General features: G+C 62.6%; 15 protein-coding genes and 1 pseudogene. 10 read left to right on the forward strand and 6 right to left on the reverse strand.

Features of this window, described 5'->3' with window-relative positions:
• Position 1 precedes the first annotated feature (1 nt).
• The 10 genes and pseudogenes from NUV99_05715 (at position 2) to NUV99_05760 (ending at position 9,870) form a co-directional block, all read left to right on the forward strand.
• Positions 2–841 carry an ABC transporter ATP-binding protein gene (locus tag NUV99_05715; protein ID MCR4419618.1) on the forward strand — a complete coding sequence of 280 codons (840 nt, stop codon included), beginning with the start codon at positions 2–4 and terminating at the stop codon, positions 839–841.
• Positions 829–1,959 carry an ABC transporter substrate-binding protein gene (locus NUV99_05720; protein ID MCR4419619.1) on the forward strand — a complete coding sequence of 377 codons (1,131 nt, stop codon included), beginning with the start codon at positions 829–831 and terminating at the stop codon, positions 1,957–1,959. Before NUV99_05715 ends, NUV99_05720 begins: the two co-directional genes overlap by 13 nt.
• A gap of 25 nt (positions 1,960–1,984) precedes the next feature.
• Positions 1,985–2,731, forward strand: a complete 747-nt coding sequence (locus NUV99_05725) for a hypothetical protein (protein MCR4419620.1) — start codon at positions 1,985–1,987, stop codon at positions 2,729–2,731.
• Between the two features lie 310 nt (positions 2,732–3,041).
• Positions 3,042–4,133, forward strand: a complete 1,092-nt coding sequence (locus NUV99_05730) for an S-layer homology domain-containing protein (protein ID MCR4419621.1) — start codon at positions 3,042–3,044, stop codon at positions 4,131–4,133.
• 815 nt (positions 4,134–4,948) lie between these two features.
• Positions 4,949–6,709: a diguanylate cyclase gene (locus NUV99_05735; GenBank protein MCR4419622.1), complete on the forward strand. Its 1,761-nt coding sequence runs from the start codon at positions 4,949–4,951 to the stop codon at positions 6,707–6,709.
• A gap of 19 nt (positions 6,710–6,728) precedes the next feature.
• Positions 6,729–6,827, forward strand: a pseudogene (locus NUV99_05740) (hypothetical protein).
• A gap of 64 nt (positions 6,828–6,891) precedes the next feature.
• Positions 6,892–7,128 (forward strand): hypothetical protein, encoded by a 237-nt coding sequence (locus NUV99_05745; protein ID MCR4419623.1) that lies wholly within the window; start codon positions 6,892–6,894, stop codon positions 7,126–7,128.
• 662 nt (positions 7,129–7,790) lie between these two features.
• Positions 7,791–7,958: a hypothetical protein gene (locus NUV99_05750; protein MCR4419624.1), complete on the forward strand. Its 168-nt coding sequence runs from the start codon at positions 7,791–7,793 to the stop codon at positions 7,956–7,958.
• Positions 7,931–9,496, forward strand: a complete 1,566-nt coding sequence (locus NUV99_05755) for a recombinase family protein (protein ID MCR4419625.1) — start codon at positions 7,931–7,933, stop codon at positions 9,494–9,496. The genes NUV99_05750 and NUV99_05755 overlap by 28 nt, the downstream gene beginning before the upstream one ends.
• Positions 9,497–9,576: 80 nt before the next feature.
• Complete coding sequence (locus NUV99_05760; protein MCR4419626.1) at positions 9,577–9,870, forward strand: sigma-70 family RNA polymerase sigma factor; 294 nt, start codon at positions 9,577–9,579, stop codon at positions 9,868–9,870.
• A gap of 166 nt (positions 9,871–10,036) precedes the next feature.
• Here NUV99_05760 and NUV99_05765 read toward each other — a convergent pair whose 3' ends face one another.
• The 6 genes from NUV99_05765 to yedE all read right to left on the reverse strand — a co-directional run bounded on the left by NUV99_05765 (position 10,037) and on the right by yedE (position 14,324).
• The gene (locus NUV99_05765; protein MCR4419627.1) at positions 10,037–10,357 is read right to left on the reverse strand and encodes a hypothetical protein; all 321 of its coding nucleotides are present in this window, start codon (positions 10,355–10,357) and stop codon (positions 10,037–10,039) included.
• Positions 10,358–10,524: 167 nt separating this feature from the next.
• Entirely contained in the window at positions 10,525–11,445 is a 921-nt protein-coding gene (locus tag NUV99_05770; protein MCR4419628.1) for a selenium metabolism-associated LysR family transcriptional regulator, read from the reverse strand.
• A gap of 122 nt (positions 11,446–11,567) precedes the next feature.
• Positions 11,568–11,846, reverse strand: a complete 279-nt coding sequence (locus NUV99_05775) for a DUF3343 domain-containing protein (GenBank protein ID MCR4419629.1) — start codon at positions 11,844–11,846, stop codon at positions 11,568–11,570.
• A 2-nt stretch (positions 11,847–11,848) separates the two neighbouring features.
• Positions 11,849–12,997: an aminotransferase class V-fold PLP-dependent enzyme gene (locus NUV99_05780; GenBank protein ID MCR4419630.1), complete on the reverse strand. Its 1,149-nt coding sequence runs from the start codon at positions 12,995–12,997 to the stop codon at positions 11,849–11,851.
• Positions 12,998–12,999: 2 nt separating this feature from the next.
• The gene (locus NUV99_05785) at positions 13,000–13,233 is read right to left on the reverse strand and encodes a sulfurtransferase TusA family protein (protein MCR4419631.1); all 234 of its coding nucleotides are present in this window, start codon (positions 13,231–13,233) and stop codon (positions 13,000–13,002) included.
• A gap of 14 nt (positions 13,234–13,247) precedes the next feature.
• A complete protein-coding gene (yedE, locus tag NUV99_05790) occupies positions 13,248–14,324 on the reverse strand; it encodes a YedE family putative selenium transporter (GenBank protein MCR4419632.1) in 1,077 nt (358 codons plus the stop codon).
• Between the last annotated feature and the right edge of the window lie 252 nt (positions 14,325–14,576).

Here is a 14,576-nt window from a genome sequence, read left to right on the forward strand (position 1 = left end):
TGTGCCGCCCCTGGTGGAAGTGCGCAAAGTATCCTTCGCCTACGGCCGGCACGAGGTATTTCGAGACATCAATCTAGAGCTCGAAGACGGCCACATCCTCTGCATATTGGGCCCCAACGGTTGCGGTAAGACTACTCTGCTTGACTGCATCCTGGGAATCCTTAAACCTACGCGGGGCACGGTACTGGTTAAGGGAAAGCCGGTATCCAGCATTTCTGCCCGGGAGATGGCGCGGCAGGTAGCCTACGTGCCCCAGATTCACGAAAGAACCTTCCCTTACCTGGTGAAGGATCTTGTGCTCATGGGCAGGGCATCCTACCTGGGGCTTTTCTCTTCGCCTTCCCGGGAAGACGAGGAGATCGCCGAGTGGGCGTTACAGGAAGTAGGTATGAGCCGTTTCAGGGACCGGCCCTATACCCAGCTCAGTGGAGGCGAGGGACAGTTGGTGATGATTGCTCGGGCTCTGGCGCAGAAGACCCCGATTATCATCATGGACGAACCTACCGCCCACCTGGATTTCCGGCACGAACTTATCGTCCTCGAAACCATGGTCAGATTGGTTAGGGATACCGGTGTGTCTATCCTAATGGCCACCCATTTTCCCAACCACGCTTTTTTCTTTGAGAATCACAACCTCCCTACCACAGTGGCCATGATGCACCGGGCCGGCCTGGCGGCACTCGGCCCTCCCAGCAAGGTACTGTCGGAGGCCAAGCTCCGAGAGGTTTACGGCATCGATGCCCGGACGCTGACCTGCGAGCTGGACCGGGGCCGTACTCTGAGGTACGTGGTAGCCGTGAACACGCTATCCGGTCACCAGGGGGGTGCATGCGCAAGTTGAACCGGCGGGCGGTTATCAGGCGTTTCACCACCATTGTCTTATTGCTGATAATCCTGGCCGCAGTCGCAGGTTGCAACGGTACGCCTGGGTCGGAAACGGATCGGAAGGCCATTACCGGGACCACGCATACCGTAACCGTTACCGACACCCTGGGAAGACAGGTAAAGGTGCCGGCCAGAATCGAGCGCATTGCCTGCTTATGCCCCTTTTCGGGTGACGCCGCGGTTATGCTAGGGCAGGGCGACAAGATAGTGGCAGTAATAGGGGGGCTGAAGCGGGAGGTGTTGCTGACGGAGATATGCCCCGCGGTTAAGAGCGCCGCCGTACCGCGGGTGAGCGGCACCATAAACATCGAGGAGCTGATCCGTTGCGACCCGGACGTAGTCTTCGTCAAGAACGACACGGCGCTGAACGAAGCGGAGGTCGACAAGCTGAACCGGGCGGGCCTGACCTTTGTAGTGGTGGATTTTCGCAGCATGGAAGAGCAGCGGTACGCCATGAGGCTGATGGGCCAGGTTCTCGGGGCCAGCGAAGAAGCGGAAGAATACAACCGTTACTACGAGAGTTGCCTGGAGCGGGTGCGCAAGGTAGTGGAGCAAATACCGGCGGAGCAGAGAGTCCGGGTCTATCACTCGCTTAATGAGGCCACTCGCACCGACTACACCCAGAGCCTGCCGGCGGACTGGACCCAGGCGGCGGGGGCCATCAACGTTTCCGTAAACCAGCAATTGAAACTGGTGGAAAACGAATACTACGCCACCCTGGAACAGATTCTGCAGTGGGACCCGGATGTGATTATTTGCAACGAGCCCGCAACCTTAGATTACATCATGAGCAACGAGCAATGGAGCCCTCTTAAGGCGGTAAAAAGCCGCAAGGTATACCTGATGCCCATCGGGGTTTCGCGGTGGGGCCATTTTAGTTCCCTGGAAACGCCCCTGGCGGTACTCTGGACGGCCAAGACCCTGTACCCGGACCGCTTCCGCGACCTCGATATGGTGGCGGAAACCAAGTTCTTCTACCGCCAGTTCTTCGATCTCGAGCTCTCCGACGAGATGGTTTCTCAAATTTTGTCCGGAGAGGGCCTGCGCTTGCCCAAGCAGGCAGAAGCAAAGTAGGCAGAGGGAGGAGGCATTACTTGCCATGCGCACCTTTATAGCCATCGACGACACGGATAATATCCATACGAAGCGAGGAACCGGCAAGCTTGCCGCTGCCCTGGCCCAGATGATTGAGGAGCGCGGGTGGGGACGGGGCAGCCTGATCACGCGCCACCAGCTATACGTGCATCCGGATGTGCCCTATACCTCGCATAACAGTTCCATGTGCTTTGTTTCGGAGCTGAAAGAAGAATATCTCGGTGACCTGATCGAGCTTGCCGGTGACTTTCTGGCCAAGGAGAGCGCGGAAGGGTCGGATCCCGGCCTATGCGTGGCCGTGGCCGGGCGGATCCGCAAGGTGGAGGCACTGGTGGACTACGGGCGAAGGGCCAAGGTTAGCGTGCTCACTAAAGCGGAAGCATACGGTCTGGCGGAGGAACTGGGAGTGCACCTGTCCGAGCACGGCGGCACGGGCCAGGGGGTGGTGGGCGCCCTGGCTGGGGTGGCGCTCAGGCTAAGCGGCAACGACGGGAGGGTGAGAGGCAAGCTTCAGGTCGAATCGGAGGCAGGAGTGGCCACGGTCCGGGAGATCCTGAGGCAGGCCCGCGTTTCCCGGGTTCAGAGCCTGGACGGTCGGGTCTTGGGGAACGACGAGCTGATCAGGTTGGGAGACAGGGTAAAGGCAGTTATGCTGGGCGGAGAGCCGGTACTGCTCGTGACACCGTTGGCGCAAAGCGCCGGCGGGGCCAAATGGCAGACCTTGACCAAGGAGCAGCTGAGGGCTTTCTAGGGAGTTGTTACCGGGAGGTCCCTCGGCGCGGGCGGGGTTGTGCAGCAGCAGGGCGGTGCATACCGGAAAGGGGGTGGCTAGGCGCAACGACTTTCTGGGCTTCGCGACATACCTACGCTATTCCACCGGTACATCGATTAGTGCCACCACAGCTTATTGCGCGTAATGGGGGCCGAACCGGAGCGGGCGAAGACCGCCTGGCCCGGGGTTACGCCAAGGCAAAAGAAGGGGAGGCAGGAGCATGTTTCTTAACCGGTTTAGGAAGCGGACTCCGTTGTTCGTTTTCTTATCGGTTCTCTCAATGCTTTTCATGCTTTCTGTGGCCAGTGCCTGGCCGGCATTCGCCGGCGGCGGAGGGGGCGGCGGTTCTGGCGGGGGTCAGAGCGAACCCTTTGCCTTTATAGGAGCCTACCTCACAACTGTCACCGGTAATACCTTTGCCGACATTCAGCCACTGACTGGTGCGGAGATTCAATCGGTAATGCCTACCATTAGGTTAGAGTTCAACAAGAACGTGACTTCGGAAACCGTATGGTCGGAAAATCAGGCCTGCTTCATTCTGCGCGAATCCTCCGGTAACCAGGTGCCTATAATCGTCACCAGGATCGGCACCGGAAGCCAGGATTCGCCGACCGAGCAGAAACGCAACGTATTCATCGCGCCCCAGACCGAATTAGTCCCGGGTAAAAGCTACGAGATAGTGATTAGTGCGAAACTCAGAGCTCAAGCCGGGACCGCTCTAGGGGCGGATAAGACGGTCAACTTCTCCGTAGCCCCGGCAGCGGCCCCGCCGGCAGACGGCGCCGCCGGCCAGCCCCAGATCGAGCCGTCAGCGCCAGTTACATTCACCGACATTGCGGGGCACTGGGCGCAACGGGATATCGAGTTCATGGCCGAAGCAGGTATGGCCGAGGAGGTTGCGCCGGGCAAATTCGGTCCCTCGGATCCGGTTGGCCGGGCGCAATTTGCGGCCTTCCTGAATCGTTGCCTGGGTATCCAGGAAGTCAGGCCGGAGCAGGGACACTTTAAGGACGTACCGGCTTCATCCGGATATTACGGCGCGGTGGAAACGTCACTTGCTAACAGGCTAACGGTCGGTTACGGTGACGGCACTTTCAAACCGGACGCAGGTATCACCCGCCAAGAAGTGGCCTGCGTGATCTCGCGCGTGCTGGCCAGAGCCGGCAGGCCGATCGCGGTTGTCGGGGCGGATGCAACACTGGCCCGCTTCACCGACGCTTCCCGGGTCAGTTCGTGGGCCGAAGAGGCGGTCGCTGCCGTGGCCAGTCAAGGAATAATGGTGGGTAGGGAAAGCGGGCGCTTCGCTCCTCAAGATACTATCAATCGAGCCGAGGCCATGGTGATACTGAAGCGCGTGAAGGAATTACTCGGCCGGGCGTAAGGCACGCTTACAACGTGCCGGTTGTTGATAATGTGGACTGATCGGTGGAGGCCCGTCATCCTTCGTCAGGCTGAACCCGGGCGGGGACAGGAATCGACGTAGGATTGGGAGCCAGAACCGCCAGCCAGGCAAACCGGGTACACACCTGTGCGGGGTTGGCAAGGTCCTGGCCGCCCAATAATGAATGTACATGCATGGTGTTGAAGAATAGAGAAGGCCGGCGCCCGCTGGCGCAGCCTATGCCTAGGCTGCCACCACGGGGCTCATAGCGAGAATATGCGTGTCCGCCGCGTGCCAGCAAGTATTGACACCCTGGCATGGGGGGCGCTATGCTTAAACAAGCATAACGTTTCCGCACCAGGTAGGTCCGAAGGGGCACGCCCTCTTCTCCGGTTCTGGCCGCCTACGGTCGAAGGACCGCCAGCGGACTTGCCAGCCTTACCAGGTGCTCAAGGGCGTAGGAAAACTGGCTTGTCTATGGTAGCAGGTACCAGCTTGTGCTTGAGTCTAGTGGATTGTGCCAACCGTACTAGCTCAATGCGGGTATAGCCCGAAATGTGGGCATAGCCGAGTAGGCATCCCGTCGAGGAGGCTTCCCTGAACGGCCCTTCCGGTTGGAGATGGCTCCGGTCTTCAATTCGTGTTCCGCCTACGACCTGGGCGGGGAGATTCGGAGATTCAGAAGAAACGCCGTGGGGGAGCAGGTCAAGCAGGGAAGGCAGGTATTGGGGGTGCTCACCTTCGGTGAAATCAAGAGCCTCGGCCAGCTACTCCTACCTTGAAGAGTAAGGCCGAGGTAGCGGCGGGTGGTAGGGTTGGGTCTCCAGCCATGGCAATTGCTAGCGATTGACGAGCTAACCAGCTTCTCTTTTCCCGCCTCTTGTCAGGACTTGGTGCAGGAAGCAGGGGAAAAGGCGTCCCGGGTAATAGGGCTTCGCCGCCTGGCTGCAACTGTGGAGGAAGACGGCAAGACAGTGGAGCTCGGGCGCTGGGGCTTCGGGGACCGTGCTCCTTCAAAGGAACGGCTTCGGCATCTGGGCAAAGAGGTCCTGGTGCACGTCATGTCTGGCGTGGTGAAGGGACGGATATACCTGGAGCTGGGGCACAGGCCTTCGGCGCAGGAGCGGTGGGTTCTGAGGCTCTTGGCTCGCCGCTTGGAGGATTTGATCGCCACAAGGGAGATGGCACGGAAGGCCCGGCAATGGGAGCGGGCCTTCCGCGCCGTCCTCAACAACGTTCACAACGGGGTCTTCATTTTCGAGCCCGGCGGCCAGGTCTTGGAGGTAAACGACTCGGTGCTCGGGCTGTACGGGCTGGCGGACCGGGCGGAGGCCCTAGGCCGGTGCTTCTGGCGGGACTACTCCGCTCCCGGCTGCCGCCGGGAAGAAGTGGATCGATGGTGGGCCGAGGGGGCGGAGGAGGAAAGCCTTCACCTGGAGTGGCTGGCCCGGCGCCCCTCCGACGGCTCGGTTTTTGAAGCCGAGGCGCGCTTTGCCAAGGTGGACTTCTGCGGCCGCAAGGCCCTGTTGGCTACGGTTCGGCATAAGAGGAGGTTTAGGGGCGACCGCGGAGACCTGCTGCGGAGCGTCTTCGACCACAGTCCTACTGCCATGTATATAGTGAGGGAGGGCCGGTTTGAGATGGTAAATCCGCAGTTTGAGCGGCTTTCCGGCTACTCCCGGGAGGAATTGATCGACCGAGAGTCCTTGAGCCTGGTGTTCCCCGAGGACCGGGAGAAGGTGCGGCAAGCAGCGGTGCGCATGCTCAAGGGTGCTAACACCCGGCCTTATGAGTTCCGGGTGGTTACCAAGCAAGGCAGCCTCCGGTGGGTCGAGGAGACGGTCACATCTTGGGAGTACAGCAACCGGCGGGTCACCTTGGGCAGCGTAGTGGACATCACCGAAAAGAAGCGCTTTGCCCAGAGGCTGGAATATGTCAGCCTGCATGACCAGCTTACGGGGTTATATAATCGCGTCTATTTCGAGGAGGAGCTCCGGCGCCTAAGCAACAGCGAGGACTGCTACCCTGTGAGCGTGATTGTAGCCGACGTCAACGGCCTCAAACTCGTGAATGACACCCGGGGCCACGAACGGGGGGACGAACTGCTGGTGGCCTGCGCCCGGGTCCTTCAGCGCACTTTGCGCCGCTCGGACGTGGTGGCCCGAGTGGGGGGAGACGAATTCGTGGCCATTTTGCCCAAGACCGATGAGGCGGCCGGCACGGCCATACTGCACCGGTTGCAGGCGGCGGTGGAGGAGCATAACCACCGGCACCCGGAGCTGCCGTTAAGCGTTAGCTTCGGTCTCGCCACGGCCCGAACGCCGGAAGAATCCCTGCGGGAAACCTACCGCCAGGCCGACGACCGGATGTACCAGGAGAAGCTGTACTCGGAAACCACTGCCCGCGGTCAGGCCGTCAACGCCCTGGTGGCCGCCCTGGCGCAGCGGGACCATTTTGCCGAGGGCCACGCCCGGCGACTGGCCCACTGGTGCCGGAAGGTGGGTGAGCGTCTCGGGGCTTTCCAAACAGCAACAGGCCAATTTGGCCCTTCTGGCCAGGGTTCACGACATTGGTAAGCTAGGTATTCCGGATGCCGTGCTGTTCAAGCCCGGGCCTTTAAGCAATGAGGAATGGGAGATCATGCGCCAGCACCCGGAAAAGGGCTACCGCATCGCTCTGGCCACGCCGGAGCTGGCCGGGGTGGCGGACCTCATCCTCAAGCACCACGAGCGCTGGGACGGATCGATCAGGGTACCCCTTGGGACTAAAAGGCGAAGAGATCCCTCTCGAGTGCCGCATCCTGGCCATCATGGACGCCTTCGACGCCATGGTCAACGAGCGCTGCTACCGCAAGGCCAAGACTCTCGCCGAAGCCATGGAGGAGATACGCCGATGCGCCGGCACTCAGTTCGATCCACGGCTGGCCGACTTATTCCTCCAGATGGTGGCCGAGTGCGGGTGGGTGGAAGGTTCCGTCGAGCCTAACCGGGAATAGCCTGACGGGCAGGCTGCAAATTACCGGGTTTGAGGGAACCAGCCCCTTTCTACATCCATTCTTTTGGGCTTAACCGCTATGTGCCGGGTGATTTTTCGGTAGGCTCGGGAGCCCTGCCTTCACCGGCCGGCTAGAGAATAGATGCGGGGCAGGCGGCCCGATATATTGGGGGTGAAACCAGGGGGTAAAAGTGGTGGGCACTGAAGAGATAAAGAAGGCGGCTGTCCCGATCCTGAGACGGTACGGTTACCAGGCCCCAGGCTGGAGGGCCCGGGCCTGAAATATCGCCACCCCAAGGCGCGGGTAAACCCCGGGCCTTTCGCGTTTTTTGTTTCTTGGAGGCCGTGGCGCCGCCACTGGCGGCCGGTTAGCAAGGCCGGCAAGGGGGTGAAGCCGTGTTGAGAAGGCCGAAGAGAGGCAACTGTCTTGCAGTCATGGGCGAGGCAGGCCGCGTGGTTAGGGTCGTAGGGGTGGTAGAAGTCTAGGGGGAAGTAGGTAGACGGTTTTGAGATTCTTTCATGCGACGGCAGGCCGGCCAGGGTGAGGATTAACTGCACCCTGGAATTCATGAGCCAACCGACATCTGGAAGAATGAGGCAAGACAGGCTCGGTAGTAGGACAGGGCGGGACCGGCGTAAGATTTCCCGAAAGGGGGCGCCGGAGTGCCGCGCAAGGCCGGGAGGAACGGCAAGGCCAAAGGAGGACGGCTGACGGTGAGGGTGCTGGGAAGCCCTTCGCCTGAAGCGCTGAAGCAGGCGTACTCGCTGGTGGCCAAGAAGCTGGTGAGGGAGCTGACCCGGGAGTGCGGGCGGCTGTCTACGTCCGAGTGAGCACCGAGGAGCAGGTGGAGACCGGCTACAGCCTGGCGGAGCAAAGAGAAGCCTGCATCCGCCGGGCCAAGGAACTGGGGGCGACTTCCATAACCGTGTACGCCGACGAGGGGGTTTCGGGTGCCACCCTGGACCGGCCCGGCCTTTCCGCCCTGCGCCGCGAGGCCCGCTCCGGCCGCATCGAGCTGGTCGTGTGCCGCGACCCCGATCGTCTTTCGCGCCGGCTGGCGCACCAGCTTCTTCTCACCGAGGAACTGGAGCGGTGGGGCGTACGGCTGGAATTCATCAGCTTCGAGTGGAAGGATACTCCCGAAGGTCGCCTCTTTTACGCAGTGCGGGGAGCCATAGCCGAGTACGAAAGGGAGAAGATACGCGAGCGCACCACCCTGGGCAGGCTGCAGAAGGCCCGTCAGGGAGGTATTCCCGTAGGGCTCGATCTGTACGGGTATACCTACAATCCCGAGACCGGTCGGGTAGAGGTCAGGGAGGAGGAGGTGGCGGTAGTAAGGGAGATATTCGTCCGGTTTGCCGGCGGTTGGGGTTACAGCGCCATCGCCCGCTGGCTGAACGAGCAAGGGGTGCCTACCAGGCGCAGGAAGGGCCCGTGGCACCGGCAGGTTGTGGCTCAGATTATCGCCAACAGCGCCTATGCGGGCACCTGGTACTACCGCCGCCGGGACTTTGCCGGAGGCAGGCGGGGCCAACCGGTCCCGCCCGAGCACTGGATTGCCGTCCCGGTGCCGGCCCTGATCCCGGAGGACTTATGGCTGGCCGCCCGGCAGAAGGCCGAGGCGGCGCGGCGGTTGTGGGCCAGCCGAGGCAAACACGATTACCTGCTGTCGGGGCTCGTGACCTGCGGTGACTGCGGTTTGCCCATGAGCGGCACCTGGATGAGCTGCTGGGGGAAACCGGACCGCCGCTACACCTGCCGGCGTCATGCCGCGGGCAGTAGGGGCGGTGGGTGCCGGCCGACGAAGGTGGTACTGGCCCGCCCGGTGGAGCAGGTGGTGTGGGATCGGGTAAAGGCGTGGCTGGGAGATAGCGAGACCCTGGCGCGGGAGGCCACCTCCGCATGGCCGGATGCGGAAGAGCTGCGGCGGGAATTGGCCCGGGTGGATAGACTTCTGGTCGAGACCGAGCGGGGGCGCCAAAACGTGCTGGCCGCTCTGGCCGGGGGCTGGTTCGACCTCGATGCCAGGACGAGAAACATGCTGGCGGAGCTGAGGCACAGGGCGGAGCGTCTTAACCGACGCAAGAAAGAGATCGAGGCGGAGATAGCGCGGGGTACGGGAGGTGGGCCGGACCCGGTCGGATTGCGCCTGGCCGCGGCAAGCCTGCTGGCCGGAATCGACGCCTTTGCCTTTGAGGAGAAGAGAGAGCTGGTGCGCGCCCTGGTCCAACAGGTTGTGGTGACCGGCCGCCCGAGGGCCGGCGACGCCTGCGGGGATTTAACGGTGACCGTGGTGCCCAGGACGGAAGAGGCACCGGACGGTGGCAATCCTTTCCGCCGGGCATTGACTTTAGGCCGGAAATACTGATGCACCTTAGAGCACTCAAAAAATACGCCCACGAGGTCTCCCTCTTTGAACCTATCGGCATCGATAAGGAAGGCAATGAGGTGACGCTCATTGACGTGCTGGGCACGGAACCGGATGCCGTGGCCGAAGTCGTAGAGCGGGGCTACGATTACGAACGGGTGAAACACCACCTGTCAGGACTCCACGATCGAGAACGCCAGGTGCTGGAGCTGCGGTACGGCATTCTGGGAGGGTTGCGGCGCACCCAGAGGGAGATAGCCAGGCGCCTGGGCATTTCGCGCAGCTACGTTTCGCGCATCGAGAAGAAGGCCATTCAGAAGCTCATCCAGGAACTGGAGAGGACCGCCCCCGACCGGCCCGCTCACCAGATATAGGGGAGGGCTAGGCCGGACAGGCGTAGGCGATGCACAGCGCCCGGTGGTGGCCGCGTGATATTCTGCCAGTGCTGAGATGGGGGTAGTGTGGGTTACAAACCGGGTGCTCCTTTATCGGGGAGAAAAAACCGCCGCGTCTGCTAGGGGTGGAGAAGGAGTTGCCGCCTTACCGGTTATCGGTCTGGCTCCTCCTGCCGACCCGCAGCCGGACAAGGTCCATGGCCAGGCATAAGGAGGAACCTCTGCCCCAGGCCTGCCACCTTCGCTTCAAGCCCGCGCCGCAGTACTGACCCAGGAAGAACGCGCCCACGAGCGGCGGGAAGCTGAACCAGGCCCAGCCGATACCCAGACTCAGGCGCAGGGCTACTATGGCCGGTACGGGCAAATGAATGGCCAACACCCACGGTACGGAAAACCTGGGCACGCCGGCCCGCCAGTAGCCGAAGGGCAGGTTCAGCAAAAGCACCAGAAATACCAGAAAGACCAACCTAAGCGTGGCTTATGGACCCCCTCTGGCAGGGCCGGGCTCATGGTTCGACCTCTATCTGGATAATAATCATGATAATCGGCGCCGGCCACATGCCAATCACCTTTACGGGTACTACGGCGGTAAACCGCAGTTCCTGTCCTCCTCCCTTGACTCTTCCGGCCCCATTATAGCACGGCGGGGCCCGGGCAGCATTGATCATTGGGCGAAAGCCGCCGGGCGGCAAAGTTCCAGAAGGCCTCCACGGCTGGCGAAGTTTCCCGACCGCGGCCCACCAGGAAAAGCTCCCTCCTCAGATCCAACCCCTTTACCCGCAGTGCTGCCACTTTCCCCAGGTGGACCGATCTTTCCGCCGCCAGATGGGTCACAAAAGACAACCCCAGCCCGGCTTCCACGGCGTTGACCACCGCCTCGGTGCTGCCCAGAGTCATCACCGGCTCGGGAAGCCGAATACCCAGGGCGGACAGTCGCTCCACCAGCACCTTCCGGGTGCCCGAGCCGCTTTCCCTCCAGATAAAGGGCTCTCCCTCAAGATCTTGAGGTGACACCTCCCGTAATCCCGCCAGGCGGTGGGCCGGGGGTACGATCAGGACTATCTCGTCTTCGGCTAAAGGCCGGAACTTCAATCCTCTGATCGGGCTCTTGGCCCCCACTACCCCCAAGTCCAGCTCTGCCTCCCGCACGCCCTTGAGCACCTCGGCGGTATCGGCGATGCGCAGGGTTACCTGCAGCCCCGGATACCGGCTTCGGAAACCAGCGATGAGGCGGGGCAGAAGATACTGTCCCGGCGTGGTGCTGGCTCCCAGCAGGAGTTCTCCCTGCAGGAGCTGCTCCAGCCCGGCAATCTCCTGGCGGGTCCTGTCCAGGCGGCGGAGTACCTCTTTGGCCGTGCGGTAAAAGATCCGGCCGGCAGGAGTCAGCCTTGCTTCCCGGCCGCGGCGTTCCAGCAGCCGCGCACCGCAGTAACTCTCCAGCGCCGCCAGCTGCTTGCTGACCGCCGGCTGGGTAAGGTGCAGGGCACGCGCGGCGGCAGAAAGCGTACCGATCTCCACCGTGGTCACGAAGGTCTCGAGCCATTCGAGCTGCATGACGCCTACCCTCCTTTGGGCACCCGCGCTTCGTCCGGTTCCTCCCGGCGCCTCACGGGCCCGGTCCTGACCGGCCGGTCACCCGCCGGGGTTCACCGGCAAATAAGGGTAACCCTACCCGGTTACTGGGGCTCAAAATCCACCACTTCGACCAAGGCCGTGATCAGGCCGGCCTCCCTTATCACCCTGGCCTTACGCTCCAGCTTTACCCCCGCCAGCGCTTCCAGAGCCGCAAGCTCATGCTCGGTGTCTACCTCCAGGGCCAATCCGCAGAGGGAACTGAGCTCGCGGGGAACGGGAACCAGCCTGACCCTTACCCCGGCCTGTCTTGCCGCCTTCTCCGCCTTCAGCGCGTAGTGGGTGGAGGGAAAGGTAAAAAACGTTACTCTCTCGCCTCCCATGGTTACCTTCGCACCTCTCGGGCCAGCTCCCGCAAAGCCTCCAGGGCCAGATCTATCTCTTGGGCGGTGTTGAAGAACCCGGGGCTGAGCCTTAAGGTGCCGGTTTCAAGCGTGCCCAGCGTGCGGTGGGCGAGGGGCGCGCAGTGCAGGCCCGGCCGGGTCACAATCTCGTACTTGGCAGCCAGCCAGGCGGCGGCCTCGCCGGGCGATAGGCCCTGAAGGTTTACGGAGACTACCGGCAGGCGCCCTTCCGGACCTGGCGGCCCGTAAACGGTGAGCCCGGGTATGGTCTTGAGCCCCTCCAGGAGGCGGGCGGTCAGTTCCCGGTTGTGGCGGGCTATGGCGGCAAGGCCGGTCTGGAGCACGAACCTCACCCCCTCACCCAGGGCGGCAATACCCGGCAGGTTAGGGGTGCCGCTTTCGAACTTGTCCGGGGCGAAATCTGGCTGATCCAGGCTTTCCGATCGGCTTCCGGTTCCGCCGTATTTCAAGGGCGGCAGCGCTTCGGGGTCTCGGATGTAGAGGCCGCCGGTGCCCGGCGGGCCGAACAGGGCCTTGTGGCCGGTAAAGGCCAGAAAGTCTATTTCTGCCGCTTCCACGTCAATGGGCACCTCGCCTGCGGTCTGGGCGGCGTCCACCAGAAAAAGAATCCCGTGCTTGCGGGCCAGCGCCCCCACCTCCTCCACGGGCAGGAGGGCGCCGGTCACGTTGGAAGCATGGGTCATGGCGATCAGACGGGTATGGGGGCGAATGGCTTCCTGCACCCGAGCCATTTCCAGGCTGCCGGAAGGGCTACAGGGAAGGATAGTGACCTCCACCCCCTGGGCCGAAAGGGCGGTTAGAGGCCGGGCAACGGAATTGTGTTCTAGACCGGTAGTTATTACGTGGTCGCCGGGCCGGAGCAGGCCCCTCAGGACCAGGTTCAAAGCCTCGGTGGCGTTGGCGGTGAAGACTATTTTCTCCGGCTCGCCTGCGCCGAAGAGCGCGGCCAGGGTCTCCCGGGTCTCCAGCAGCAGGCGGCCGGCACTGACCACGCCCGGGTGGCCTCCTCTCCCCGGCGTCCCGGTCAGCGAACGCAGGCACCGGTCGGCGGCCCGGTATACCGACTCGGGTTTGGGCCAGGTGGTGGCGGCGTTGTTGAGATAGACCAAGGTTACCGGCTCCTCAGGGTTAGGATGAGGGTCCACTCGCCTCCGGCCGGGCCTTCTTCGGCCACGTCGTAGTGGCGGGAGCGGGCGAGGCGGGTGATGTTGTCCTTGGCAGCGGGGGTATCGCCTCGTACTTCTATCACCCCGGCACCCCGATCCATGGCCTGCTTGGTTTTCACCAGCGGCAGAGGGCAGCTCAGTCCCCGTACATCTAAGGTTTCTTTGAACTGACCGGTCATTCCTTTTCACCTCCCTATGCTTCCCGGTATGCCAGACCCACGGCTACTGCTACCGCCAAGCCTATCCCTACTGCGATCTGCCCGTACAGGGTGGGTCCGGCCGGGCTGCTGGCCAGCATGAAGTTGTGGGCCACTCCCGCGCCCACCAGCATGCCCGAGAAGGCGAGTCCGGCATCGCCGTCCCCTTCTCCCCAGAGCACTATCTGCCGCAGCGGGCAGCCGCCCAGCAATACCGCGCAGACCCCGGTGAGGAACAGACCCAGGAAGTTCCACAGGAAGCTGGTGTGGGCCACCGGCTGGTCGGCAAAGCCGAGGTGGAATTGTCCCAGGAACAGGTTGGCAACCAGGGCCGCCAGGAAGATGAGGCCGTAGCCCTTGAGCAAGTAGGTATCCCTCACCAGCAACAGGTCCCGGAAACCGGCGCTGAGGCAGAGCCGCGCCCGCTGGGCCAGCGCCCCTCCGATCAGGCCGGCCACCAGAGAGACTACCAGCGGGGCGTGTAGAGATCCGGGCGGCTTGGCGCTGAAGAATACCGGCCCTCCGGCCTCGGCGTTGAATACCGGCTTGAAGACGACCAATACCAGCAGGGCGATCATTATCAGGGGCATGGCATAGCCCCCGGCCCGGAACCGCGACGGGTGAGCGCGGCCCAAATTAAACCCGGCCTTCAGGAATTGCGTTCCGAAGGCCACGCCGGCGAAGAACCCCAGGAGGCCGGCGACGGCGTTGAGATCGCCTCCCGCCAGGCGCAGTATGGCCCGGAGGGGGCAGCCCAGAAACACCAGGGCTCCGATCATCATGAACATGCCCAGCAGGAACCGGATGAAGGGCGCGGAGCCCTCTCTAACCCGAAACTCACCGGCGATCACGGCGCTAAGGAAGGCGCCAAGGCCCAGCCCCAGGATCTCCGGCCGGAGGTACTGCACCGTGGCCGCCCGGTGCAGGCCGAGGGCTCCGGCGATGTCCCGCACGAAGCAGACGATGCAGTAGCCCATGTTGGGGGGGTTGCCCAGCCTCACCAGCAGGGCGGCGGAAAGCCCTATGACCGCTCCGGTCAGTACAATGAGGAGATTCTTGTTCACCGAATACATGAACCGAGCCTCCTATGTATTGGTTTGATGGGCATTGTATTCGGCCTTAAGTGTGAGAATCCTTCATACAGAGAATAACGGATCGTTATAGATCAAACGGCGGAATCCTTCCCGAAGACCATTTCCCTGGCAGCGGGCCAGGACGCTCGTAGGGCGCAGGGCTTCGGCCGGCAACCGACACCGGGAACAATCCACTCCCCGGACGCGAACCTGCAATAGTCAGGCGCGGTTGCTTGATTCCGGCTGCGGGGA

The sequence above is a fragment of the Clostridia bacterium genome (assembly GCA_024653205.1).
In the GTDB taxonomy this organism is placed as follows: Bacteria; Bacillota; DSM-521; order Neomoorellales; family SLTJ01; genus JANLFO01.